The sequence below is a fragment of the Acinetobacter sp. YH12235 genome (assembly GCF_013417705.1).
Lineage (GTDB): Bacteria > Pseudomonadota > Gammaproteobacteria > Pseudomonadales > Moraxellaceae > Acinetobacter.
The window spans coordinates 12,318-37,620 of record NZ_VPDL01000030.1; the positions used below are offsets into that span (position 1 = coordinate 12,318).

Below are 25,303 nucleotides of genomic sequence, written 5' to 3' on the forward strand. Positions count from 1 at the left end.
TACAATGAAATGTCCTAGCGAGTCATTTTTTAGCTCAACGAGATTTTGCAGTGAATATATTAATTTCCAATGATGATGGCGTTTTTGCACCAGGTATACAGGCACTGGCGCAGGCCTTGAGGCCTTTAGGACGTGTTGTGGTGGTAGCTCCAGAAAGTGAACGTAGCGGATTTTCCAGTGCACTGACTTTAGACCGACCATTAAGACCGATCCAGATTTCTCCCGATGTATGGGCGGTTAATGGCACGCCGGCTGACTGTGTCTATCTGGCCATGAACGGCTTATTTGATGTTGAATTCGATCTGGTGGTCAGCGGCATTAACAGTGGTGCCAATCTGGGAGATGATGTGCTGTACTCGGGTACGGTGGGGGCTGCATTTGAAGGCCGTCTGGCCAAACAACCTGCATTAGCAGTTTCTCTATGTGGGCAAAACGTTCGATCTTATACCTTACCAGAAGATTATCGCATTGCAGCGCAATGGGTACATGATTTTATTGCGGCAGGTTTGCCGACTTTGCCTGAGCGTCATATTTTTAATGTGAATATTCCTGATGTGGCTGAGCTGAAAGGAACTAAAGTGACCTTTCAGGGACGCCGTAGCCAGTCCAAGCCGATTACCAGTCATGTAGATCCACGTGGTCGTCAGGTTTACTGGATTGGGCTATCGGGTGAAGCAGTCGCAATGCCAAAACATAAAGGAACTGAAATCGAGTCAGACTTTTTTGCAATTGCCAATGGCTATGTAAGCGTGACGCCAATTCAGATGGATGCCACAAACTATGACACACTTCACACTTTGCAAGCCCAGATTCTAAATAAAATCTAATGAATGTTATAAGTTTGTGAAAAATGAAAGCTTACAAGTATATTGTAGTAAAACTTTGCTAATCTTACTGGGTTTTTGCAACCGTATAGATGTTAGAGAGGAAGATAATGTCCTTGGTGTCACCGAAATACTTCATTCATGCTTCACCATCCAGCTTCATCAAAACTCTGGTTTTGTCCACTGTGGTTGTTTCCACAATGATTATTACTGGTTGTGCCACTAAACCTCAGGTCAATAATATGACGCGCTATGCCGCAGCGCCTGACTTCTATACGGTACGCTCTGGGGATACTTTGAGTGGCATTGCTGCACGTTATGGTCTGAGCTATATCAGTGTGGCAGAGATGAATGATATTGCTCCGCCGTATCGTATTTATGTGGGTCAGTCGATTCGCCTGAAAAATAACACTACTGCTCGCCGTACTACAGCGACTCAACCTGTTACCCAAGCTGCCCCGATTCAGCGTCAAACGATTGCGATTCCAGCGCCAACCACTCCCGCTCCAACAACTGTTAAGACTACGCCAAAACCTGCCACCACTACTTCTGCACCGATTACCCCAGTATCGACAGCAGCGGGATTACGTTGGGTCAAGCCATCAAATGGTCCGGTATTACAAAACTATGATCTGGCTGCAAATATCAAAGGTACCCGTTATGGCGGTAATGTCGGAGATCCGGTCTTTGCTGCAGCAGATGGGCAGGTGGTATATGCAGCAGATGGCCTAAAGGAATATGGTAATCTGGTACTAGTTAAACATATTAATGGCTATATTACGGCTTATGCGCATAACAGTAAATTAAGCGTGAAAAGTGGCCAAAATGTAACGGCTGGTCAAAAAATTGCCGAGATGGGGGCGACTGGTACAACCCGTACTATGCTTGAGTTTCAGGTTCGCTTAGACGGAAAACCGATTAATCCAACAGCAGTTTTACCAAATAATTAAATAAATAATGCAAAACGTAAATTTCACCGTATAATACAATGAGTTGCTTTTATCAAAAGATGAAGCATCTCATAAGTTTAGAGGGGAATTTATGTTAGATCAACTTCGAGCAATGGGTGTCTTTGCTTGTGTTGTGGAAAAGAACTCGTTTAGCGGTGCTGCACGTGAGCTAGGGATTACAACCAGCGCCGTGAGTCAACAAATTCGCTCTTTAGAACAGGATATGGAAGTTGTACTTCTAAATCGTTCTACGAGAAAATTAAGTCTGACCGAAGCGGGACAAGCTTTTTTTCACAGCTGCCAGGAAATGTTGTCTGCTGCTGAGCGTGGAAAGGTTCGCATTAACGAGTTACGTGACGATCTTGTTGGTGAACTTCGTATTGTATCCTTACCGGAAGTATGTGCGAATCATGTGATTCCTGCACTTTCTCACTGGATGTCCGCACACCGTGGCCTGACAGTCCACCTGGAAACAAACAATCATGAGGTTGATTTGTTGGAAGGGCGTATTGATATTGCCCTGCGATTTGACCAGAACGATGATGATCACAACCTTCAGGTTGTGCCATTAATGCAGATTGAACAGATTCTTGTTGCTGCGCCAAGCTATATTAACCAGACCGCCATTATCTCGCGTCCTGAAGACCTGAAACATCATGATGTTTTGCCTTTAACGCATATTAAAAATCATCAGAATTTCAGTTTTCAGCATGTGCATAGTGCAGAAAAGGTTGAATTTGAACTGAGCTCACGCTTTAGTACCAATAACAGCCTGGTTGCAAAAGCCATGTGTCTGCAAGGCAATGGGGTTGCCAAGATTTTATATCTTGATGTTAAAAAAGATTTATTAAATGGTTCACTGATTGAAGTCTTGCCTGAATGGAAACTTCCGCCAGTCACCCTTTATGCAGTTATGCCTAATCGAGAACAGCAACCGACTAAAGTGCTGCGCTGTCTGGAGGCATTGAAACAATATTTTAGCCAGATCTCTGGTGGACGTTTGTTACAAGTCGCATCATAAATTCCCTATAAACAAAAAAGCCGCTTTAAAGCGGCTTTTTTGTTGTTCAAGATAGACTTAAGCAAGATAAGCCTTGATCATTTTCACTAAACGTTCGATCAGTTGATCGGCCTGTTCCTGAGTAATGTTCAGGGTAGGCAACAGACGAACGACATTACCTGCAGTCACGTTGATAATGGTTTTGTATTCATCGCGTGCAATATCCACCAGCTCACCGCAGTCTTTAGGCAACTCAATCCCGATCATCAGACCGAAACCGCGTACAGTCACTTGATGATCTGCAAGCTGGTTACGTAACTGCTCAACAATATATGCACCTTTTTCAGCGGCATTGGCCACGATATTCTCTTTTTGCATAATATCGATAATGGTATAAACCACGCGTGAACCCAATGCAGTACCGCTATAAGTCGAACCGTGGTTACCCGCAGTCAAAACACCGACACCACGACCTTGAGTCATCACGGCACCAATCGGGAAGCCATTGCCCAGACCTTTAGCTGTGGTCAGTACATCCGGCACAATATTGGTGTGCTGATAAGCAAAATATTTACCGGTACGGCCATTACCTGTTTGTACTTCATCCAGCATCATTAACCAGTTGTGCTGATTACAGATCTGACGGATTTCTTCTAGGTAGCTAAAGCCTTGCGGTGCAGTGTTGACACCACCTTCACCCTGAATCGGTTCAACCAGAATAGCCACGATATCCGGATGGTTAATTGCAGCTTCTTCAATGGCTTCAATATCACCAAAAGGTACACGAATAAAACCTTCAACCAATGGACCAAAGCCTTGTTGAACTTTTTTGTTACCCGTTGCAGATAGGGTTGCCAGCGTACGGCCATGGAAAGATTTGTCAGCTACAATAATTTTTGGTGACGCAATACCTTGCATATGACCGAATTTACGCGCAATTTTGATAGCGCCTTCGTTCGATTCTGCACCACTGTTGGAGAAGAAAACTTCTTCCATGCCAGCGACTTCAGCCAGTTTCTGTGCAGCAGCAGTTTGCCAAGGCACTTCAAAAAGGTTGCTGGTATGAATCAGGGTTGCAGCTTGTTCCGCAATTGCTTCAGCAATCACTGGATGAGCATGACCCAAACCGCAAACGGCGATCCCAGTTAAGGCATCTAAATACTCTGTACCATCTTCGGTATAAAGATATGCACCTCGTCCTCGGACAAAGCTGATCGGTTGACGACCAAAGACTGGCATCAAATGTGAAGGTTGATCAGTTTGTACCGGAGCGAGGGTAATATTGTTCATGACTAACTCTTTACTGTTAGGTGGAAAGAAAAACTTATATAAGCAAAAACTTGGTCAGATTTAAAGGGTAATTGTAAATAAAAATGGATTTATTACTTTAGACGTACTGTTTTTCTCTGTTTTGGGTATAATGCGAGACAGATTAGTTGAGGATTTATCAATGACTGAACAAGCACGCGATACCGAAGCGTTAATTCGTGACCAAATTGCCAAGCACGCAGTACTTCTTTATATGAAAGGCACACCACAATTTCCACAATGTGGTTTTTCTGCACGTGCGGTAGAAGCACTCAGTCAAATTGGTCGTCCATTTGCTTATGTTAATATTCTGGAAAACCCGGATATTCGTGCAACTCTGCCACAAATTGCGAACTGGCCGACATTCCCACAACTTTGGATCAATGGTGAATTGATCGGTGGTAGTGACATCATGCTCGAAATGTTCCAAAAAGGTGAATTACAGCCTTTAGTAGAGCAATACAGTCCAGCACCTGAAGCTTAATCCTTGGATTAAACTGATAGATGTGAAAAAGCGCTTCCGAGAGAAGCGCTTTTTTTATGGGTGAATAGTGAGGCAGGGGGCAGAATTAATCTTCTGCCTGCTGACCCTCAGATTTTTCTAGTTCTTTTGATTCAGCAACCAAGGCCTCAGCTAAGGTATCTGGATCGGTCAGAACTTCCTTTATAGGCGCCTTATCTTTTTTCTTTTTCTTCTTTTTTTTCTTTTTCTTAGGTTCTTCCTCAAACTCGGCACCATCTTCAATGGCTTGCCAGTATTCGAGTTGTTCCATCACAGCAGCAAAGATCGAGTTTTTGCTATAACGGCCTTTCTTGTCCATAGTCCCGACCGGACGTGCCATCAGGATTTCCAAAGCCTGCGCGATATTATCAATGGCATGAATATGGAATTGACCATCTTCGACTGCAGCAATGACATCTTTACGTAACATCAGATGCTGCATATTTTGTCGTGGAATAATCACACCTTGCTTACCTGTCAGGCCTTGCAACTTACAGGCATCGAAGAAACCTTCAATCTTCGCATTGACACCACCAATCGGTTGTACTTGACCAAGCTGGTTCATAGAACCGGTAATCGCCCAGGACTGGTCGATCGGTAACTGACTAATCGCAGAAATCAGCGCTGAAAGTTCAGCAACTGTCGCGCTGTCACCATCCACCTGACCATAGCTTTGTTCGAAAGCTAAAGCGGCAGAGAAGTGCAGGGTCTGTTCACGACCAAAATGGGCTTTTAGAAAGGAGGCCATCAATAGCACGCCCTTAGCATGCAAAGAACCGCCAAGTTCTACACTACGTTCGATATCCAGAATATCACCGCCACCTTGATATACAGAAGCAGTTAAGCGTGAAGGTAGACCAAATTCAACATCTGCATAATGAATCACAGACAGCGCATTGATTTGGCCTAGACGATGACCGCGAGTTTCAATCAGTTGAGTGCCACGGGTCAGATCTTGCCAGAATAGCTCACGTAAATAGCCTAAGCGATATTTACGATGATCCAGTGCGGTATTGATATGCTTTTCTGACACCATCTTATCACCCGCCTCGAATGCATGATGATGCGCTTCACGAATCAGGTCGCCTAGCGTCAATGCATGCAGTGACAGGGAACTCTGATCTTCAGCCTGACGGCTTGAGTCGGTCAGCAGGGCAGATAATGCAGAACGGTCAAATGGTAATAATTTATCTGATTGCACATAGTCAGCAATCAACTGCATATAGGCTTGCTCATTTTCATCATTACGTTGCAGGGTGTCGGTAAAATCGGCACGGATTTTAAAGATACTGCCTAGTTCTGGTTCAAGTTCCAGAATTTCATAATAAATTTCTGGCTCTGCCAGCAGCACTACTTTGATATTCAGCGGAATAGAAGCTGGCTCAATGGAAATGCTACCGGTGAGGGTCAGCATATGTTCCAGAGAAGAAAGCTTGAGATGCCCAGATTTCAAGGCACGTTTCAGACCTTGCCATGCATAAGGCTGTTCCAGTAACTGTTCAGCTTCAAGCATCAGGAAACCGCCATTGGCATTATGCAAGGAGCCGGGACGGATCAAGGTGAAATCTGTAGTAATCGTACCATTTTGGGTCAACTGTTCCACATGACCCAATAGATTGTAATGCGTCGGGAAATCTTCAAAAATAACGGGTGCACCGCTATTTGGCTTATGGGTGACAATCACATTGGCCTGGAAGCGCGCTGGTACGCGGCTAAACTGGGCAGGGGTAAAATCGTCTTCTTCCTGTTCCAGTACAATTTCAACATTATTAATAATGTCTTCAGCATATTGCTTCAGATATTGTTCCAGACCTTCAACATGCTTGAATTTAGTCAGCATCTGCTCAACGCGTGGCATGACTACCTGTTTAGCGATATCACGGTTCAATACTTGAACACGGTCACGCGCATCATCTTCCAGGTCACCCAAATGAAGTCCCAGGCGTTCCAGTTTCTTGTCCATGTAACGCATGTTAGAAGCAATCTCAGCACGATCTTTATTGCTTAAAGCATTCAGATCTTCCTGAGACATTTCCTGTACTTTGTCATCTTTCAGATGAATTGGCACAAAACAATGTTCATCATTGCGGGAAATCAGTTTCAGATCGAGTTCTTCACCTTCACGGGTTAGTTCGATCAAGGCGAGTTGCTGTTCATCACCCGTTTCCTGGCGAATCATTTCAATCCGGTTATGATAGCTTTCTGCAGTAAAACGGCGCTCCAGCTGTTTTAGAATAGATTGCCAGCTTTGATGCAGCATCGCCTGAAACTTGGGTCCCTGACCGGCTGGAAATTCCAGTGCGATAGGCTGACGAGGATTCTGAAAATTATTGACGTAGACCCAGTCATTTGGCGTTTGCATGGTTTTGGCATGTTGCTGCAGCAAACGCTTCACCATGGTGCGTTTACCGAGTCCAGCTGTACCCACGGCAAAGATGTTATAGCCTGAATATGGCAGGGCAATACCGGCTTCAACCGAAGCACGGGCACGATCCTGGCCTAGAAAATTATTCAAAGGCTTGATTCGCTTGGTTGATGCCGGGATTTTATCCGGATCGGCAATACGCGTCAGTTGTGCCGGTTTCAGGCATGTCTTTTCAAGGGTTGGTGTAATTTCGCTTTGTTCAAAGGCTGAGATAAGTAGGTCGGAGCTGATGTTTTGTTGAGATATAGTTGTATTACTTGAAATTGAAGAATGAATTTGATCGAGTCTCTGAGTCACTGTTGAAAGTCCAAAACGAAATATGACGTGGATAAGGTTTAAGGTATACAGATTTACTTGAAAAATTCAAGCCAACATGTCAGTTTTGCCACAAAATAAAAAATCGGGCATGCGAGAAATATATAAATTTTGTTGAAAGATACGTTATTAAAGGATTGAATAGCAGCAATTGGTTTTCGTGGAAAATAACAAGGCAATGACAACACAAACGACGGGTTGGAAATCCGCATTTACAGCATTTCTGGATCGACGTGCCCTGATCATGCTGTTTCTCGGATTTTCAGCCGGTGTCCCGATTCTTTTGATTTTTTCCAGTTTGTCTTTATGGCTCGGTGAAGCCGGAATCAGTAAAAGTGCCGTGACCTTTTTCAGCTGGGCTGCCCTTGGCTATTCATTCAAGTTCGTCTGGGCGCCACTCATCGATGAATTACCTGTCCCATTTTTGACTAAAGCTTTGGGTAGACGAAGAGCCTGGCTATTGATTGCCCAGATCCTGATTGTAACTGCGATTTCAATTATGGCTTTTTCAGATCCAGCATTGGGGCAGGCACATTTACAGCAGATGGCACTAGGTGCCGTTCTGCTAGGCTTCTCAGCGGCAACGCAGGATATTGTCATTGATGCTTACCGTATCGAGCTGGCCGAAACCCAGATGCAGACCGTGCTGGCATCCACCTATAATGCGGGTTACCGGATCGGGATGATTGTGGCTGGGGCTGGAGCTCTGTTTCTGGCGGCGTATTTAGGTACAGCCAAAGGCAACTATATCTATGATGCCTGGAAATGGACTTATCTGGCGATGGCAGCGGTTATGCTGGTTGGGATTATTACCACACTGGTCATCCGTGAGCCTCAGGTAGATCGGGTACGTAAAGATTACCAGCGTAGTGATTATTTCCGTCTCGTCGGCGTGTTTTTTGTGGCAGTTATCAGCTTTGTTCTGAGCTATGTCTATTCCGGTGACTTGGTATCTAGTATCATTGCACAGTGGGCGATTCAGGATACTTTTGCCTTGTTCTGTTTTGAGGCTTTACGCTTCATCGGTTCAGGTGCTGTCGCTTTCGGTGTGGGTACGATTCTGGTCAAAATGGGTGCTGTGAATAAGCAAATGGCATTCGAAACCTGGGTCAATCCCGTAGCAGATTTCTTTGATCGCTATGGCTTAAAACTGGCTTTGGTGTTGTTATTGTTGATCGGTTTTTATCGGGTTTCCGATATTATTGCCGGTGTGATTTCCAATGTGTTCTATCAGGATCTGAATTTTAGCAAGGAACAGATTGCTGAAGCTGTGAAAGTGTATGGGGTAATTTTCTCCCTGCTTGGCGGTTTTTTAGGTGGCTTGCTGGCTCAGAAAATGAACATCATGAAACTGATGTTTGTAGGCGCGATTTTGGCCTGTTCAACCAATCTGATTTTTATTGGCTTAGTAAAGTCTGGTGAAAAGCTGGGACAGGTCGAAGTTCAGGTAGGCCAGCAAACCTTTCAGGCAGATACAGATGAAGTCGGTTACTGGAAACTGAATGTGCCCACTACTGCTTTTAAAGAGGCCGAACAGATTCAGGTTCGTGCACATTATCTGAATCATCCGGCAGATGCAGTACAAGTCAACCTGCCTTATCTGCAACAGAATGCTTCGCAAGCAGCACAATTACAGCTTCTGCCTGTTACCACAGATAACCTGATCAGTGCCAATGAGCAGGAGAATAGCATCGTGGTTCGCGGTCAGTATCTAGGGCCGGATTTAACTGCAGAGCAAAAAATTGTATTAGAGCTGAATGGCGATAAATTCGATGCCAAGCTGGATGAAGAGCGTGTCTTTAGTGCTGCTATTCCTGCCGAGAAACTGATTACTGCACCTGTGAAGCGAATCAATGCAAGCTTAATGCAGCAGGAGCAGCCAATAGTGACCCAGCAGCATTCATATGCTGTGGACTTGTCGCAGACTCAGGCCAATCCGATGGATATTGATATTCAGCCGATTACAATTGGAACAGGCGAGAATGTTGAAATTCAAGGTAAGGTGATTAAACCGTATAGTTCATGGTGGCTATATTTTGCAATTATTGTCGATAATCTGGCCGCAGGTCTCGCAGGCGCTGCTTTTATTGCCTTCCTGTCCAGTCTGACCAGTGTGTCCTTTACCGCTGTTCAGTATGCTATTTTTAGCTCACTCATGACCTTGACTCCTAAGATTTTAGGTGGATATTCGGGTACTATAGTGACCAATATCGGTTATCCGAATTTCTTCCTGATGACCACTTTAATCGGGATTCCAATCCTGATTCTGGTCGTTTGGGTGGCAAAATTGCTCGGTGAACACCAAAAACAATCTGTAAATAAGGATGATTAATATGCGCATGCTGCATACCATGTTACGTGTAGGCAATCTGGAACAATCACTCAAGTTCTATACTGAAGTTCTTGGTATGACTTTACTTCGTAAGCGAGATTATGAAGAAGGTCGTTTTACCTTGGCTTTTGTGGGTTATGGCGATGAGGAAAATCACACTGTGCTTGAACTGACCCATAACTGGGATACAGAAAGCTATGACCTAGGCAATGGCTACGGTCATATTGCGATTGCGGTAGATGATGCTTATAAAGCATGTGAAGAAATCAAGGCACGTGGTGGCAATGTTGTTCGTGAAGCTGGCCCAATGAAAGGCGGTGTCACTGTCATTGCATTTGTGGAAGATCCAGACGGCTATAAAATCGAGCTAATCCAGCAAGACAACAACGCACGTAATAACTAAGTGTTATAAAGCGATATATGTGAAATGTATTCATGTATGGATGAAAATATTCCTTCAATCTGAATGCATAACATGGACCCGGCATCTGTTAAGATAGCCGGGTATTTTTTATCGAATAATAAAATTTTGAGGGAAGGACATCAGATGCTTAAACTGCTGGCATTGGACCGCTTTACGATCTTGCTCTTTGTTATGGTGTTACTGGCCAGTGTATTGCCAGTGTCAGGGCAGGCAGCTGAAGTCTTTAGCTGGATTACGACAGCAGCCATTGCGATCCTGTTTTTCCTGCATGGTGCCAAGCTTTCGCGTGAAGCCGTAATTGAAGGCTTGATGCACTGGAAATTACACACTTTGGTCTTTGCCTTGACCTTTGCACTTTTTCCAATTTTAGGCTTGCTGGCAAAGCCGATATTATTACCAATGCTGGGGCAGGAATTATATTGGGGATTCCTGTTTATGTGCTTCCTGCCATCAACTGTACAGTCTTCGATCGCCTTTACCTCAGTGGCTCAAGGGAATATTGCCGGTGCAATCTGTAGTGCTTCATTTTCTAATATTATCGGGATGTTTATTACCCCGATGCTGGTCGCATTCTTTATTCTTGGGCAATCCCAGCATGGCTTCGATCCTACGGCATCGATTCTACAGATTACACTGCTGTTATTGGTGCCTTTTATTTTAGGCCAGTTACTGCGTCCGTGGATTTTCCCAAAAATGCAGCAAATGCCCAAGATCGTTAAGATATTCGATCAGGGCTCAATTCTGATGGTGGTTTATGGGGCATTTAGCAGTGCGGTGGTGGCTGGACTTTGGCGTGAAGTCAGCTTAAGTACTTTGCTCTTGCTGCTGCTGGCATGTTCGGTTTTATTGACCATCGTAATGCTGTTGTCGTTATTTATTCCACGCTGGCTGGGCTTTAATCGTGCCGACCAAAAAACGGTGTTCTTTTGCGGTTCCAAAAAAACGTTGGCTAGTGGCGTACCGATGGCACAGATTCTGTTTATTGGTCAGCCACTTGGCATGATAGTTTTACCGATTATGATTTTCCATCAAATCCAGCTGATGGCCTGCGGCGTGATTGCGAATCTCTGGGCCAAACAGGCGGTACATACAGAAGAATAATTCGCTTATTGCTTTTGTTTGCCGTATAATACTGCCCAACTTGTTGTGCTTAGCTCTGACGGTATCCGTCTCGGTGGGCCAAAAGAATGGTCTGTTGTGGTGTTGATCTGCCTGAATCCTGATTCTGGCCCTTCCTCAATATTTGAGAGTGATCGATTGCGATGACAGCAAAACCTTCTTTCATCTTAATGGAGTAATCGACGATGCGCGCCGATATTCACCCAAAATACGAAAAACTAGTTGCTACTTGTTCATGTGGTAACGTAATCGAAACTCGTTCAGCTGTTGGTAAAGAAACTCTTTACCTAGACGTATGCTCAGCTTGCCACCCATTCTACACTGGTAAGCAAAAGAACGTTGACACTGGCGGCCGTATCGACAAGTTCAAACAACGTTTTGCTGGTATGTCACGTTCTGTTAAACGTTAATACCCAAAATGAAAAAACGGGCTTTATGCCCGTTTTTTTGTGCCTGCAATTTAGAAAATCATTTCACGTTTCTAGATTGAAAGGCGAGTACAAGACCTTAGTGGTCTTGTACATCAATCAGATGATCCAGTTTTTTCTGGAAATAATCACCCTGAATAAAGCGGGCATCCACGTTCCAGGCATTCGCAAATAAGGTCATGTCATTCAGTTCACGAATCATGATATTCACTGGTTTGATTTCATTGTACGTGGTGATTTTTTCCTGTAACTGTTCAATTTCAGCATCATTGTTCAGCATCTTGGTCAGTTTGCTATCCAGGCTCAGACCATTGATATCGAACTCACGTAGCAGGGTTTCACTATACATAGAGTGACCAAAGTTACGAATCGCAATCCGCGCGCCATGTTCACGTAAAGTACGTAGATATTTCTGCGCATCCTGCTGGTTCATCAGGATATCCTCTTCAGAGAACTGTAAAGTTAAAGGATGCTCGACTTTACTGCGAATAATGGTAATTAGTTTGGAAATAAATTCAGGGAAAGTACGGTCCTTAAATAGCACCGCACGGTTCAGGTTCACGATTAAACGGGCATCCGGATACTGGGTAATAAAGTTGTGCAACTGCTTGCTTGATTCAACCAGAATCCAGCGATCCAGTTTAATAGACAATTCATCATCTTCATTAAGTTCCATCAAGGAAGAAATATCCTGCCATTTATTTTCAAAGATAAAGCCACTAGTCACCTCATACATATAGAGGTTGGTATCTTCTTTATCATAGAGCTGTTGATATTTCAGATGAATTTCACCACGTTCCAGACATTCACGCAGTGCTTTTAATACTGGAGAGGTTGTGAGTGGTACAGTGCTGACTGCCGGACTGACCGGTATGGGCTCAGACGCTGGAATAACGGGTTCTGAAACCGTGAAGTCAATGCTCGGCATTGAAATCGATTCCTGAGTCGTTGCAGGAATATCCAGAACAAATTCAGACGTTTTTTGTGCTTGTGGTAAAGGAGTAGAGAAGGCCCGACCGACTAATTCATTACAATGGCTTTCATCACGCAACTCACCGTCAAGCAGGGTATAACCGATGCGTAGATTGAGCGGATAAGTTTGCTGATTCACTGTAATAAGCTGTGGTTTGGTCAATGAACCTAACCCAACAAGTTTGGATTCCAGAATGTCTTGCGCATCTGCCTGAATGATCCCCACCAGAACATCATGTTCCAGTTTAAAGAGTGGAATACGAACCTGCTCTTTTAGAAATTTCTTAACTTCATGGAAATAACCTATGTAGGTCGCCCAATCACCATTCAGGACTTGCGGCTCATACGCAGCAAAGGAGAACGTGATCAATGCATTGGCTTTGGCCGGTTCACGATTGAGTTCACGCTTAAGTGACTGTAAGGTATTTGGCTTGTTTGCAACTTTTTCAGAAGAGGCACTCGCCTGATTAGTCGCTGTATCAATCGTGATTTGAAGTGCATCTTCTTCAGCGCTAGATGCCAGAAATTCCAGTTTTAGCGGGTTGGCAGCAGCCACATTTGGATTCGAAGAAGTAATATCAAAACGGCCTAAATCAAACTGACCCTGAGAAATCTTTTTAAAGCGGGATTTAAAATCATTTAAATCTTGCGGCTGTAATAGGTCTAAAAGTGGCAGACCGATAATATCGTCCTCGCTTTTGAGTCCAAACAGTTTGAGATAATCGGCATTGGCCTGAATATGAATGCCTTCCTGAATGGTTGCGACTGCACGGTTACTGTCTTCTACCAGTGATTGTGCCTGGCTTTGTGCAGTTTCCAGTTCTTCCATTAAATGGCGCTGGGCTTGCATGGTACGGCTAAAGGAAAGGGCACGTACCAGATTCAGGAAGAAGCGGTCTGGATAATCCAGATTCAGAATGTCAAAAATGCCTTTACGGATATATTGGGCATATTGTTCAGCCTGATAATCTTCCGGCTTTAACAAAAGAATAGGAAGATCAGGTTGCTGCGAAAGTTGAACCAGACTTAAGGCCTGTTCATATTTCAGATCATAAGCACGACCAAAAATAATCAGGTCCCAGTTAAAGTTTAACTGTTTTTCAAAAGATTGCAGATCATCAAGCAGAACGGCATCGACCTGATATTCATTACTGGTTAAGAGATCACGGATTTGGTTATATCTAATTTGATTATCATCAATGATCAGTAAACGTGTTTCAGTACGTTTTAACTTTTTAGACAATAATGGATTTCTCACTTCAATGCTTCCCATAAATCGTGATTTCTAGTTTCATTCAATTGCTTATGTATAAAGTTTTCGATGACATCTTCTTCTTGATCATTTAATAATTCATAGTCAAAACGGATAAAACTTTGTGTAATGAGCTGTGCCTTGGTCAGGTAGATTCTGAGTTCTTTTTGGCCAAGTCGTAAATGAATGGTCTGTTTTTCCCTAAACATTTGTGAGCCAGAGACAATAATACTGGTTGAGACCTGATCGAGCTGGGTCATTTGTACCAGAATAGCTGGCTGGTAATTAATACTGTGTTTGTCGGTTCGGGCATAAACTGCGCAAGGGAACAGTTCCTGTGCCAGAATTTCCAGGCCAATTTCCAGACTTTTATCTGCTGACTGTTTGATCCAGCGAATGACACCGCCACGCCACTGGCTTTGAGATTTTTCCTGAACCAGAATAAATTCACCAGTTTTCAGATTGGCAGGCGTGATACCTGACCATTTAATCCGGTAACCATTGACACTGATATCGAGAACCTCAGCGGTATGAATCTGTTTGGCTTCGCGATCGAGCGCCTTGATACTGCTGAATCCGCTTGGAACAGTATTATGCATTGAGCTGACAAAACTGCTTTCACTCTGGAAACCATAATTGCCTTCCAGTTCCAGCGTTTCATTAAAGTTTTTACCCTTAGACAGATAAAAATGCGCCACCGTTAAGCCAAAGCAGATATTGATCTGTGCGGAATATTCATAACGTTCATGACGGCGTTCGACATTATTCGAAAGCAGGTTATAGATATGAAAATGCAGGGCAGGTGTCAGGAACAGCTTTTCATTACGTGACAGATACTGGGCATTTTTGCTTTGCGTGCCGGTCAGGTGTTCCATCAGGTTTTGTGTCGAAATATAGAAGCTCGGCTGGAAATGCTGACCCTGATGAGAATTCAGTAAAGGCGGATGATCTTTGCTGGCATCGACCACATAACGTGACAGTGTGGTTTCTTTTGGCAGAATCTGAACCAGTTTTGCCCAGTCCGCACTGCATAAATATAAACCCTGAATTTCAGCTGGACGGATCTGATGGGTATTGAAAATATCCAGCAAAATCAGTCGTGCATAGGCTTGGGCAATATTCTGGATTTCGTGCTGGGTGCCAAGAACCTGATTGATGTTGGTCTGATAGAAATTATTTTCCATCGCACATTCCAGCAACTGATGTGCTGCCAACCACTGACCGGCACCAGGTGTGCTATACAGCATATGCTGTTGATAGAGCAGCAGGCTTAACTGTTGCAGGCCATAGTAGATGGACACCATCCGGGCACTTTGTAGGCTTTTCTTTTTGCCCAGGGAAAATAGTGAAAACTTTTGATGATTCAGCTGATGATTACAGCGTTTGGCAATATCTATATAGATTTTGGCAAAATAGCTGCGTAACAGCATAGCCAGCTCAATAATCTGGTCATTGCGATCTGTCGTGATCAGACCCTGATTGACGAAATGTTTCTCAAGACTGGCCAAAACATTTTCAAGGGTAGGGTGCAATACCTGAATCAGGTCAAAACGCAAGGTTTCCGCACATTTCAGTTCGGAAATTTCCAGTAAAGCACTGAACAGAGACTTGGATGAATTCCCCAATTGCAGGATTGAAATTCCTGCGACCCATTCCTGCAATGCTTTGGCATTTGTGGGACAAAAACTTAGCTGTTCTATGGTGAGTTCAGCCGTTGTCTGAAAAATGTCTGCAGTATGCTTACTCATCTTTATTATTTAACTCAAAAATGTTGAAACCCCAAAAAGCGGTGTCTTATTCTTCTCGCCCGCTATTTCTCGAACTAGTTTAGGAACCAGATACCCCGGTAGGTTCGCTAAAACTTCTGTATAAATCTCATTGATGTGCTCAGCAGGTAAATCAAAATGATGCGCACCTTTTACTTTATCAAGTACATGTAAATAATAGGGCATCACGCCAGCATCAAACAAGCGATAGCTTAAATCAATCAAAACTTGAGCAGAATCATTAACCCCTTTTAATAAAACTGCTTGATTGAGTACCGTGATCTGATGCTGAACCAGCTGATTAAGCTGCTTACAGGTCAGGTCATCCAGCTCTGATGCATGGTTCGAGTGTACCACTAGAATAATACGTAGCCTACTGTTTTTTAACATGCTTAGTAGCTCTTCGTCGATCCGGTTTGGGATCACAATAGGAACTCGTGAATGTATTCTTAAAAATTTGAGATGTGGTACCGATTCTAGTCGTTCAATCCAGGTTTTTAATTTTCGGTTAGATAAGGTCAGTGGATCGCCGCCGCTTAGAATTACTTCATTAATATCTGGCTGGCTTTCCAGATATTGTTTGATATTGATCCAGTCCTCATTTTTAGGCAGGTTTTCCTGATAGGGGAAATGGCGTCGGAAACAGTAACGACAGTGGACTGCACAGGCACCGGTCAAGGTCAGTAGAAAACGTGACTTATATTTATGTAGAACACCAGGCTGCTGGTTGGCCTGTTCTTCACCTAGGGGATCGGTGACAAATCCCGGATGGTCTTCCAGTTCCAGATGATGCGGTAACACTTGTAATAAAAGTGGATCTAAAGGATTGCCTGGCTGCATTCTGGAAACAAAAGCTCGCGGCACACGTAGTTTAAAGGCTTGAGAGGCCAGCAGAGCACCAGATAACAGCTGATCTGGAGAAAGCTGTAGAATTTGCAGTAATTCCTGTGGATCGGTGATCAGGTCGCTCAGTTGCGATTGCCAATTTGCTTCTTGATATAAATACTGTGTCATGCCGGAAGATCAAAAAAAGATGAAGGCGATAGCCAGAAGTGCGCAGTTTAGCAGTTTGTCTACAGATGGGAATGTGAAAGCTGGCTAAAATTTCTCTAAACACGATCAGTTTGCTATGGTATGCAAAAGCATAGAGACTTTTATGTGCTTAGAAGACTGGTTGTGCACCAGTATTGGAATAGCTGATGTTAAGTTAAGCAGTGTCAGCAAGTTAAAACCGATTTTTTCGTTGCGACTTGGTGTATTGCTCATTTAGAATACGCAACATTAAATGAATGTGCATGTGGCAACTCATGTTCGTGTCAGACTTGCTAAATGACATTGCAACAGCCCATAGCATCAATAGCTTAAAGTTAGTAAGTTTGGAGTGAGCCAATCATGGCCTATTATTCTACGAACGATTTCAAGTCTGGCCTGAAGGTTATGCTTGATGGTAACCCATGTTCAATCATGGAAAACGAATACGTTAAACCAGGTAAAGGCCAGGCGTTCAACCGCGTTAAATTACGTAACCTTCGCAGTGGTAAAGTTTTGGAAAAAACTTTTAAATCTGGTGATTCTCTAGAAGCTGCAGACATCGTAGAAGTAGAAATGGAATATTTGTACAACGATGGCGAAATGTGGAACTTCATGGATCCTGTAACCTTTGAACAGATCGCTGCTGATAAAACAGCAATGGGCGATGCTGCAAAATGGTTAAAAGACGATTCAAATGAAAAATGTACTATCATGTTGTGGAATGGCGTACCTTTAACAGTAAGCCCACCAAACTTTGTAGTATTAAAAATTGTTGAAACTGATCCAGGTGTTCGTGGCGATACTTCTGGCGGTGGCGGTAAACCAGCGAAACTTGAAACAGGTGCAGTAGTACGTGTTCCATTATTCGTTCAGCAAGAAGAAAGCGTTCGTGTAGACACTCGTACTGGTGACTATTTAGAACGTGCATAATGGTCGGAAAATAGACTATTATCAAAGGGGATGACTAAAATCATCCCTTTTTTTATGCCAAAGTCTTAGAGGAATTCGAAAGGAACAAGCGTAAAGTCGCAAGGGAAAACAGCAGTACCTCGAATAAAAAAATCACGCTGATTTATATGCTTCACAAAATGAGGGATTGAATGGAAACTTTACAACAGAAGTCAACCATGACTTCGAAAATCATCTGGCTCCTGGTAGCCATAGTCGGGGCAGTCTCCTTCGGGATACTTGCACTCAGTCGTGGTGAGCATGTGAATGCAGTCTGGCTGGTACTGGCCGCAGCCTGTGTGTACAGCATCGCTTACCGTTTCTACAGTTTATTTATTGCCAATAAAGTTTTTGAACTGAACGCACGCCGTTTAACACCCGCACATCGTCTGGGTGATGGTCTGGATTATGTGCCGACCAATAAAAGCGTGTTATTCGGTCACCATTTTGCCGCGATTGCCGGTGCGGGTCCTTTAGTCGGTCCTATCCTTGCAGCGCAGATGGGTTATCTGCCAGGCACGATCTGGCTACTGGTCGGTGTGGTACTGGCAGGTGCGGTACAGGACTTCCTGGTACTGTTTATTTCTACCCGTCGTGACGGCCGTTCACTGGGTGAAATGGCAAAACAGGAACTGGGTACCTTTGCTGGTATTATCGTGATGCTTGGTGCGCTGGGTGTGATGATCATCATCCTAGCAGTATTGGCGCTAGTGGTTGTCAAAGCACTGACCAATAGTCCATGGGGCGTATTCAGTATTGCAGCTACGATTCCGATCGCCATCTTCATGGGTATCTACATGCGATTTATCCGTCCGGGTAAAATTGCAGAAGTTTCGATCATTGGTTTCGTATTGATGATGCTTGGCATTATCTATGGTGAAAACGTTGCACAGCATCCATACTGGGGGCAGCTATTTACCTTAACGGGTACTGAGCTGACTTGGGCACTAATCATTTATGGTTTTATTGCATCGGTATTGCCCGTCTGGTTATTACTTGCACCACGTGACTATTTATCGACCTTCCTGAAAATTGGTGTGATTGCCGGTCTGGCGATTGGTATTCTGTTCGCGATGCCGGAAATGAAATTGCCAGCGATTACCAAATTTGTTGATGGTACAGGCCCAGTATTCGCTGGTTCAATGTTCCCATTCCTGTTTATTACCATTGCCTGCGGTGCGATTTCCGGTTTCCACGCACTGGTTTCTTCAGGTACGACACCGAAACTGGTCAACAACGAACGCGATATCCGGATAATCGGTTATGGCGGTATGTTGATGGAATCATTTGTTGCGATCATGGCTTTGATCTGTGCCGCGATTCTTGATCCAGGTGTGTACTTCGCGATTAACTCACCAGCAGCACTACTAGGTACAACCGTAGATACTGCAGCTGAAGCAGTACGTAATCTTGGTTTTGTGGTAACGCCTGAAGCGCTGACTCTCTTGGCTCAGGAAGTAGGTGAGAACTCGATTCTGTCACGTACGGGTGGTGCACCGACTTTCGCGATTGGTATGGCGCATATCATTACCGAAATCTTTAACAGCCGTGAAATGATGGCCTTCTGGTATCACTTTGCAATTCTGTTTGAAGCTTTATTCATTTTGACAGCGGTAGATGCGGGTACTCGTGCATGTCGCTTCATGGTTCAGGATACAGTTGGTATCGTGATTCCTGCGGTAAAACAATCTCATAACTTCTTCGGTAATATGCTGGGTACAGCCGTTGCTGTGGCTGGCTGGGGTTTCTTCGTTTATCAGGGCGTTGTTGATCCATTAGGCGGTATTAATAGCTTATGGCCATTGTTCGGTATTGGTAACCAGATTCTGGCTGCAATGGCATTGATTCTGGGTACAGTCATCCTGTTCAAGATGAAGAAAGAGAAATATGTGTGGGTAACCATTGTTCCAACCGTATTCCTGTTTATTACTTCAATGACAGCCGGTTGGCAAAAGATTTTCCATGAAAATCCAAAGATCGGTTTCCTGGCACAGGCAGAGCGTTTTAATACGGCAATTGCGAATAATGAAATTCTGGCACCAGCGAAAACCCTGGCTGAAATGCAGACTGTCGCAATGTCAAACCAGATCAACGCAGCACTTTGTGGTTTCTTTATGATCGTAGCATTTGTAATGCTATTTGCTGCAATTGGCGTGATCCGTCGTGCCCTGGCGAGCCCTGTACCAACTGTAAATGAAGCCGAAGCAGTATATCGCGATCCTGAAGAAATTCAGCCTGCAAAAGGACATTAAGGAGCAGCGCATGAACTTGAAGTTTGCTAAAGGTGGAAAAGCGGTTATCTATAAAATCATCAAGATGACCGTGATGTCACAAAAAGACCTGATCCTGAACCCGAAAAACTGGTCACGGATTGCGACGTTGTGGCAGCGTTTACAGCAGAGTTTCCGCCTGATGGTGGGTGTGCCGGATTATCAGACCTATCTGGCGCATATGAAAAAGCACCATCCTGATCTGGAAGCGATGGACCCTAAAACATTTTATCGTCACTGTGTAGATTCGCGTTATCCCTCTGCCGGTGGAGATATGAAGAAGTGTCCATGCTAATGGATGAATAAAATGAGCGCCTTTCGGGGCGCTTTTTTACGGGCAAATTTTAGGATTCAAACAAGATAAAACAAAATTATGATCTATTTTGACATTGGGAATTTAAATTTTTAAAAGTCTTTACCTTTTAGGTATAAGTTCAGATCTCAAAGGTTTTTAATAACCTGTTTTCTCTAATAAATATGCCAATCAAAATGTAATTTTTCTAAACTTTAATCTTAAAGCTTCAATTGGCTCTTATAGGAAATTTAATCATATAAAATTTCTAAAATTCCTAATTTATTCTGCAGAAATAAAGTCGGCAGATGACTGATCTTTGGGGAATTTTAAAAAACAGTGTATGTTAATCCTACAGCATGTTTTATTAGGGAAAATATTGTGATCTGGGGCATGAAACAAAAAGAAAAGCTGGATATTGCGCACAACAATGATGAGCTTGAACAGAAGCTGGCTGATTATGCACCCAAGATTCAAAAATTTTTCCAAGAAATTAATGCCATTGTTCTGGATAAACATGCACAGACCAGATTAGCCCTATGCTGTCTGATTGCAGGCGGGCATGTCTTGTTTGAAGATTTACCCGGTTTGGGCAAGACAACATTGGCAAGCAGCCTAGCCCATCTCGCAGGACTGAAATTTCAGCGAATTCAGTTTACCAATGACATGCTGGCCAGTGATGTGATCGGTATCAATATGTTTAACCAGAAAGAACATCAGTTCGAGTTTAAGCAGGGGCCTATTTTTACCCAGATTTTGCTGGCAGATGAAATTAACCGTTCCAGTCCCAAAACTCAGAGTGCCTTGCTGGAGGCGATGGAAGAAGGCTATGCCACTGTCGATGGGATACGTTATGCTTTGCCTAAGCCATTCTGGGTAATCGCGACCCAGAACCCCTTATTTCAAAGTGGCACTTATGCCTTGCCTGAATCCCAACTTGACCGCTTTTTAATGCGTCTGTCTTTAGGTTATCCATCCCGTCATGCTGAAAAACTGTTATTACAGCAAGAATCCCGTTTTGCCTTGATCGCTAGCTTGGCACATGTATTTACTGAAAATGAAGTGCTGGAATTACAGCAGTTGACCCAGCAGATTTTTATCAGTGAAGCGGTTCAGGAATATATGCTAGATCTTGCGGAAGAAACCCGTAAGAAACGCCAAGGCTTATCAACACGAGGTTTGCTGGCGCTTAAACGTGCAGCACAGGCGAATGCCATTATTCAGCAACGTAGCTTCGTAACTCCGGACGATGTACAAGCCGTTTTTGTGGCAGTCGCCGCCCATCGTCTGGGGCTGAGCGATGCAGAAACATTAAATGTGATGCAACAGGTCGCAGTCAGTTAAAGGAGTCCGCTCTTGGATAAAACCTGGCAAAACTGGCTGGCGAAACGCTTTCAATTTTCACAGCAAAAACGACTTTCTCAAAAGGATGTACTGGTCTTTATTTATCAGCAGGGCTATCTGTATCTGGTTCTGATTTTTATCACCTTTATCGCTGGCGTGAACTATGCCAATAACCTGATTTTAGGTTTCTGCTTTCTGATTAGTGCAGTGCTATGTGTCAGCTTCTATCTGACCTTTAAACAGTTGCATGATCTGGATATTGAAATGATTGCTGAAGACGTCGGGCAGGTGGGTCATGCACTTAATCTGCATTTTTATTTTCAGCAAGCGACAGCCCGGCCGCGTTATCTGTATATTAAGGTCGGCAATCAGCTGGAGAAAGTTTATCTGAGTGAACAGAAACAGCATTGGGTGCTGCCATTTTATGCTGAACGTCGTGGTAAATTTGAGTATCCGGTGATTCAGATCTATTCGGTTTATCCCTTTGGCCTGGTACGAGCCTGGACCTATCTTTATCATCATCAGTTTGCTTGGGTGGCACCTAAAGCTCAAAACAATACTTCGGAAAACAAGATTTATCAGAATAGCTTTGAACCGGATATGGATGAGTTCCGTGAATTACGAAATTATCAATCTGGAGACTCATTGCAGGCGGTTTCCTGGAAACAGTTTGCACGTGGGCAAGGCTTGTATGTCAAAGTCTTTGAACAGTATCAGGATGAACATAGCTTTGAGATTCATTATGAACACATGCCTAGCCAGTCGCATGAGGAGAAACTGGGCTTGATGATGGGACTGATTGAGCAATGTGAGCAGCAGCAATGTGCATATGCACTGCATTTACCTCAGGCAGAATTGCCGCAGGGAGCAGGTGAAGAACAGTTACGTAAGGCCAAACAATTATTGGCTCAGGCATAACGGGTGAATCTATGATTGATGGAAAAATCCGAATTTCGATCGTCTTGACCCTAGGCTTGATCATCCTTGCCCAAGTAGCTTTCATCCCGGTGCTGCTCAGCATTATCTTTGTCATTAGCTTACTGTGTATCTGGATTTTTCTTAAACGGCAAAAGCCATTTCCTAAAATAGGAACTTTTCTTCTCACGGCCTTAGCATTAGGTAGTATTTATCTTAGCCACCAAAGTTTTATTGGAGTGGAGGCAGGTGTTGCAGTTCTTTCCACTTTTTTATTTGCCAAATCATTAGAAACGAAAAACCGGCGGGATCTGATTATCTTGTTTAATTTTGCACTTTTTGTTGCGGCCAGTTCATTTCTATATAGCCAGTCTTTTGGCATGGCTGTTTTGATTATTCTATGCTTATTAAGCTGTCTAATTGGCTTATACCGGATTCAGACCAGTGAGTTTCAGCAGAGTCAGCAATCACCACGTATAGCCTTACAGCAAGATGCCAAATATGTCGGCAGATTTGTGCTTTATGCTTTGCCGTTTTTTATTTTGTTATTCATTTTCTTTCCGCGTTTGCCACCGCTTTGGCATATCCCAATTCCAGAAAATAAAGGTATAACCGGAATCGGTGACAGTATGTCACCGGGCGATATTGCTGAATTATCTCAATCTAATGCTCTAGCTTTCAGGATTATTGGTGATGTGAGTAAACTGCCGCCACGTTCAGAGTTGTATTGGCGGGCATTGGTGCTAGATGAATATGATGGACAGCGCTGGACCAGTAGCTTTATTAATCAGCAGCCTTTAATCCGTCAGCCTGGAGAAGTTGTTCCAGTATCCACATCAGGGTGGAATTACCAATATCTGGCTGCTGATCCTTCTGTGTTCTGGGTGATGGGCCTGGAAAAATCGATGCCTTTGGAACGCCGTTATTATAATCGTCAGGACTGGAGTATCGTACCAAGGCGTTTAACCCAACGAGTAGAACCGATTCATCTGCAATGGCTAGGTAGTCAAAATACTGAAAGTATTTTACCGGAGCAATTTGTTCAGCGACTTAATACCCAGACTCAAGCCCATTTGGATACTCAGGCACAACAGTTGGCACAGCGTTTATATCTACAAAGTGAGGAGGATCCACGACGTTATATCCGAACAGTCTTAAACTGGTATCAGCAAAATCATTTTGTATATACCCTGAAACCGGGCGTACTCGGTAAAAACCGGATTGATGAATTTCTGTTTAAATTTCGGCAGGGTTTTTGTGAACACTATGCTTCCAGTTTCGTGATGCTGATGCGATATGTTGGAATTCCGGCACGTGTGGTCACAGGTTATCAAGGCGGACAATTGGCGCCCGATGGGAAAAGTTGGGAAGTTCGTCAGTTGGATGCTCATGCCTGGACAGAAGTCTGGATTGACCAAAGATGGCAGCGTTTTGATCCTACCGCAATGGTAGCCCCGCAACGTATTGATGATGGGATGCAAAATTTAATCTCGCAAGATGAGCGAGTATGGGCAAGTAATTCTGGCTGGACATCACACCGTAATATATGGCTGACCAAACTAAGAGTCTGGAGTGATTATGCAAGTTACCAATGGCAAAGTAAGGTCGTAGGCTATAATGCCGAATCACAGCAGGGCTGGTTAGCGAAACTGGGCCTAAGTTCAGTCTATTCCAGCGTAATTATTTTAATATCTGGTATTGGCATACTCGTACTGCTTTATATTTTAAAAATCTATTTTAAAAATCGGCAGTTACAGTCACCTTTTGAACATTCTATTCAGCAGTTTAATCAGTCTTTGAAAAAAAAATTAAAAAGACAACCCGCAGAGACTTTTCATCAGTGGATGTTACGGCTATCTCAGCAAGTTCAGGATAAAGATCAGTCTGTATTCTTTGAAGCAATTAGACTATTTGAAAAATCAATTTATTCAGGCAGGGAATTCTCAAACCAAGATCTGAAACAATTCAAAGATTTGCTTAAAACTTGTACGTATATATTGAAAATTAAATGAAAAGACTTGTTTTGAGATCGAAAAATTTATAATATGCCAAGCATTCTAGGTGTATAGCTCAGTTGGTTAGAGCGCTACGTTGACATCGTAGAGGTCTCCAGTTCGAGTCTGGATATACCTACCAGGATTCAAAAACTAATGTTATAAGGGTTTTAAGCGAAAACAGTAGCTTAAAACCCTTTTTTTATACCTACAATAAAAAGTATCTTTATCCGCGTTATCCTTAAAATCGCTGCTTTTTACCGATTATACAGCTTAATTTACGTCAAGGTTACGACAAGAATTTTGGAAAGTACGTCATGAAATTAACTGAGCCAAGAATAAGAAAGTACATTGAATCTTTTGATAATAAAATAATGCTATGAATAAGGTCAGATCATTCTGTTATATGGACATTTCGGTTTGCACTTAAAACTGCAATGTGATGGGGGAAATGGGTATAAAGATAAAAAATATTTACGATAGAAATGTTCATCTGCCAAAGACTAAAAATGGTGATGCACTTAATATGCCGTTAACTATAAAGGCTATAGAGCTTCTGGATTTGATTCAATATGACGGACTTAATATTAATCCCTCAAAAAGAGAATTCATTTAAGTTGATATGGAAACGTAGAAAGCAAAAGGCAGGGCTTCCAGATATTCATTTTTATGACACGCGACATAAAGCACTCAACTCTTTGTGAATAAATAGAAATTATCGATTGATGTGCTGGCCCTGATCACTGGGCGTATATCAAAGTGCTGGAGGGCGTTCAAAATTCTGTGTCAGTAAATTTGACTAGATTTTAATTATATCATCTAATCGACCTTCAAAGTAAATGGATAATTGAGTAATCGTTTGTCCCCATTCCTGAATAGGCATTGTCCATT

At 43.3% G+C, this 25,303-nt stretch carries 19 protein-coding genes and 1 tRNA gene; 15 read left to right on the forward strand and 5 right to left on the reverse strand.

The annotated features are described in order from the left end of the window. Positions 1 to 50: 50 nt before the first annotated feature. The 3 genes from surE to FTV13_RS13470 all read left to right on the forward strand — a co-directional run bounded on the left by surE (position 51) and on the right by FTV13_RS13470 (position 2,795). Complete coding sequence (gene surE, locus FTV13_RS13460) at positions 51 to 827, forward strand: 5'/3'-nucleotidase SurE (protein WP_125278414.1); 777 nt, start codon at positions 51 to 53, stop codon at positions 825 to 827. Between the two features lie 107 nt (positions 828 to 934). Further along, on the forward strand, positions 935 to 1,774 hold the full coding sequence (locus tag FTV13_RS13465) for a peptidoglycan DD-metalloendopeptidase family protein (RefSeq protein ID WP_004782630.1): 840 nt from the start codon (positions 935 to 937) through the stop codon (positions 1,772 to 1,774). 91 nt (positions 1,775 to 1,865) lie between these two features. After that, on the forward strand, positions 1,866 to 2,795 hold the full coding sequence (locus FTV13_RS13470; protein WP_034702058.1) for a LysR family transcriptional regulator: 930 nt from the start codon (positions 1,866 to 1,868) through the stop codon (positions 2,793 to 2,795). 57 nt (positions 2,796 to 2,852) lie between these two features. On the opposite strand, the gene FTV13_RS13475 is transcribed toward FTV13_RS13470, so the two are convergent. Then, positions 2,853 to 4,064, reverse strand: a complete 1,212-nt coding sequence (locus FTV13_RS13475; RefSeq protein WP_034702061.1) for an aspartate aminotransferase family protein — start codon at positions 4,062 to 4,064, stop codon at positions 2,853 to 2,855. 160 nt (positions 4,065 to 4,224) lie between these two features. On the opposite strand from FTV13_RS13475, the gene grxD reads away from it, so the two are divergent. After that, a complete protein-coding gene (grxD, locus tag FTV13_RS13480; RefSeq protein ID WP_034702064.1) occupies positions 4,225 to 4,566 on the forward strand; it encodes a Grx4 family monothiol glutaredoxin in 342 nt (113 codons plus the stop codon). A gap of 85 nt (positions 4,567 to 4,651) precedes the next feature. Here grxD and FTV13_RS13485 read toward each other — a convergent pair whose 3' ends face one another. After that, entirely contained in the window at positions 4,652 to 7,306 is a 2,655-nt protein-coding gene (locus FTV13_RS13485; RefSeq protein WP_159123136.1) for a Lon protease family protein, read from the reverse strand. A gap of 178 nt (positions 7,307 to 7,484) precedes the next feature. Between FTV13_RS13485 and FTV13_RS13490 the strand changes: the two genes are divergently transcribed. The 4 genes from FTV13_RS13490 (at position 7,485) to rpmE (ending at position 11,609) form a co-directional block, all read left to right on the forward strand. Continuing rightward, a complete protein-coding gene (locus FTV13_RS13490; protein ID WP_373687238.1) occupies positions 7,485 to 9,656 on the forward strand; it encodes an MFS transporter in 2,172 nt (723 codons plus the stop codon). 1 nt (position 9,657) lies between these two features. After that, positions 9,658 to 10,059, forward strand: a complete 402-nt coding sequence (gene gloA, locus FTV13_RS13495; RefSeq protein WP_004782618.1) for a lactoylglutathione lyase — start codon at positions 9,658 to 9,660, stop codon at positions 10,057 to 10,059. Positions 10,060 to 10,203: 144 nt separating this feature from the next. Further along, on the forward strand, positions 10,204 to 11,181 hold the full coding sequence (locus FTV13_RS13500) for a bile acid:sodium symporter family protein (protein ID WP_180012308.1): 978 nt from the start codon (positions 10,204 to 10,206) through the stop codon (positions 11,179 to 11,181). Between the two features lie 203 nt (positions 11,182 to 11,384). Next, entirely contained in the window at positions 11,385 to 11,609 is a 225-nt protein-coding gene (rpmE, locus tag FTV13_RS13505) for a 50S ribosomal protein L31 (RefSeq protein ID WP_004782616.1), read from the forward strand. 97 nt (positions 11,610 to 11,706) lie between these two features. Here the strand turns inward: rpmE and FTV13_RS13510 are convergent, their stop codons facing one another. From FTV13_RS13510 to epmB, 3 genes are read right to left on the reverse strand one after another with little or no spacing between them, the layout of a single operon-like run. Beyond that, positions 11,707 to 13,872, reverse strand: coding sequence for an EAL domain-containing protein (locus FTV13_RS13510; protein ID WP_180012310.1), 2,166 nt, complete (start codon positions 13,870 to 13,872; stop codon positions 11,707 to 11,709). After that, a complete protein-coding gene (locus FTV13_RS13515; protein ID WP_180012311.1) occupies positions 13,854 to 15,599 on the reverse strand; it encodes a GTPase in 1,746 nt (581 codons plus the stop codon). Before FTV13_RS13515 ends, FTV13_RS13510 begins: the two co-directional genes overlap by 19 nt. 9 nt (positions 15,600 to 15,608) lie before the next feature. Beyond that, a complete protein-coding gene (epmB, locus tag FTV13_RS13520) occupies positions 15,609 to 16,631 on the reverse strand; it encodes an EF-P beta-lysylation protein EpmB (protein ID WP_004782609.1) in 1,023 nt (340 codons plus the stop codon). Between the two features lie 378 nt (positions 16,632 to 17,009). Between epmB and efp the strand changes: the two genes are divergently transcribed. The 7 genes from efp (at position 17,010) to FTV13_RS13555 (ending at position 24,554) form a co-directional block, all read left to right on the forward strand. After that, a complete protein-coding gene (gene efp / locus FTV13_RS13525; protein WP_004782608.1) occupies positions 17,010 to 17,579 on the forward strand; it encodes an elongation factor P in 570 nt (189 codons plus the stop codon). A gap of 170 nt (positions 17,580 to 17,749) precedes the next feature. Next, a complete protein-coding gene (locus FTV13_RS13530; RefSeq protein ID WP_034702078.1) occupies positions 17,750 to 19,849 on the forward strand; it encodes a carbon starvation CstA family protein in 2,100 nt (699 codons plus the stop codon). A 10-nt stretch (positions 19,850 to 19,859) separates the two neighbouring features. After that, the gene (locus FTV13_RS13535; protein WP_004782606.1) at positions 19,860 to 20,162 is read left to right on the forward strand and encodes a YbdD/YjiX family protein; all 303 of its coding nucleotides are present in this window, start codon (positions 19,860 to 19,862) and stop codon (positions 20,160 to 20,162) included. Positions 20,163 to 20,552: 390 nt separating this feature from the next. After that, positions 20,553 to 21,503, forward strand: a complete 951-nt coding sequence (locus FTV13_RS13540; RefSeq protein ID WP_125278423.1) for a MoxR family ATPase — start codon at positions 20,553 to 20,555, stop codon at positions 21,501 to 21,503. A 12-nt stretch (positions 21,504 to 21,515) separates the two neighbouring features. Further along, the gene (locus FTV13_RS13545) at positions 21,516 to 22,421 is read left to right on the forward strand and encodes a DUF58 domain-containing protein (RefSeq protein WP_179992266.1); all 906 of its coding nucleotides are present in this window, start codon (positions 21,516 to 21,518) and stop codon (positions 22,419 to 22,421) included. Between the two features lie 11 nt (positions 22,422 to 22,432). After that, positions 22,433 to 24,430 carry a DUF3488 and transglutaminase-like domain-containing protein gene (locus FTV13_RS13550; RefSeq protein WP_159123143.1) on the forward strand — a complete coding sequence of 666 codons (1,998 nt, stop codon included), beginning with the start codon at positions 22,433 to 22,435 and terminating at the stop codon, positions 24,428 to 24,430. Positions 24,431 to 24,477: 47 nt separating this feature from the next. Further along, positions 24,478 to 24,554, forward strand: a tRNA-Val gene (locus FTV13_RS13555). Positions 24,555 to 25,303: the final 749 nt, after the last annotated feature.

Excerpts from the sequence above, each read along its gene's own strand:
- FTV13_RS13465 (WP_004782630.1), top strand. The coding sequence starts at position 935 with ATGTCCTTGGTGTCACCGAAATACTTCATTCATGCTTCACCATCCAGC.
- FTV13_RS13470 (WP_034702058.1), top strand. The coding sequence starts at position 1,866 with ATGTTAGATCAACTTCGAGCAATGGGTGTCTTTGCTTGTGTTGTGGAA.
- FTV13_RS13475 (WP_034702061.1), bottom strand. The coding sequence starts at position 4,064 with ATGAACAATATTACCCTCGCTCCGGTACAAACTGATCAACCTTCACAT.
- grxD (WP_034702064.1), top strand. The coding sequence starts at position 4,225 with ATGACTGAACAAGCACGCGATACCGAAGCGTTAATTCGTGACCAAATT.
- gloA (WP_004782618.1), top strand. The coding sequence starts at position 9,658 with ATGCGCATGCTGCATACCATGTTACGTGTAGGCAATCTGGAACAATCA.
- FTV13_RS13500 (WP_180012308.1), top strand. The coding sequence starts at position 10,204 with ATGCTTAAACTGCTGGCATTGGACCGCTTTACGATCTTGCTCTTTGTT.
- rpmE (WP_004782616.1), top strand. The coding sequence starts at position 11,385 with ATGCGCGCCGATATTCACCCAAAATACGAAAAACTAGTTGCTACTTGT.
- FTV13_RS13510 (WP_180012310.1), bottom strand. The coding sequence starts at position 13,872 with ATGGGAAGCATTGAAGTGAGAAATCCATTATTGTCTAAAAAGTTAAAA.
- FTV13_RS13515 (WP_180012311.1), bottom strand. The coding sequence starts at position 15,599 with ATGAGTAAGCATACTGCAGACATTTTTCAGACAACGGCTGAACTCACC.
- epmB (WP_004782609.1), bottom strand. The coding sequence starts at position 16,631 with ATGACACAGTATTTATATCAAGAAGCAAATTGGCAATCGCAACTGAGC.
- efp (WP_004782608.1), top strand. The coding sequence starts at position 17,010 with ATGGCCTATTATTCTACGAACGATTTCAAGTCTGGCCTGAAGGTTATG.
- FTV13_RS13530 (WP_034702078.1), top strand. The coding sequence starts at position 17,750 with ATGGAAACTTTACAACAGAAGTCAACCATGACTTCGAAAATCATCTGG.
- FTV13_RS13535 (WP_004782606.1), top strand. The coding sequence starts at position 19,860 with ATGAACTTGAAGTTTGCTAAAGGTGGAAAAGCGGTTATCTATAAAATC.
- FTV13_RS13540 (WP_125278423.1), top strand. The coding sequence starts at position 20,553 with ATGAAACAAAAAGAAAAGCTGGATATTGCGCACAACAATGATGAGCTT.
- FTV13_RS13550 (WP_159123143.1), top strand. The coding sequence starts at position 22,433 with ATGATTGATGGAAAAATCCGAATTTCGATCGTCTTGACCCTAGGCTTG.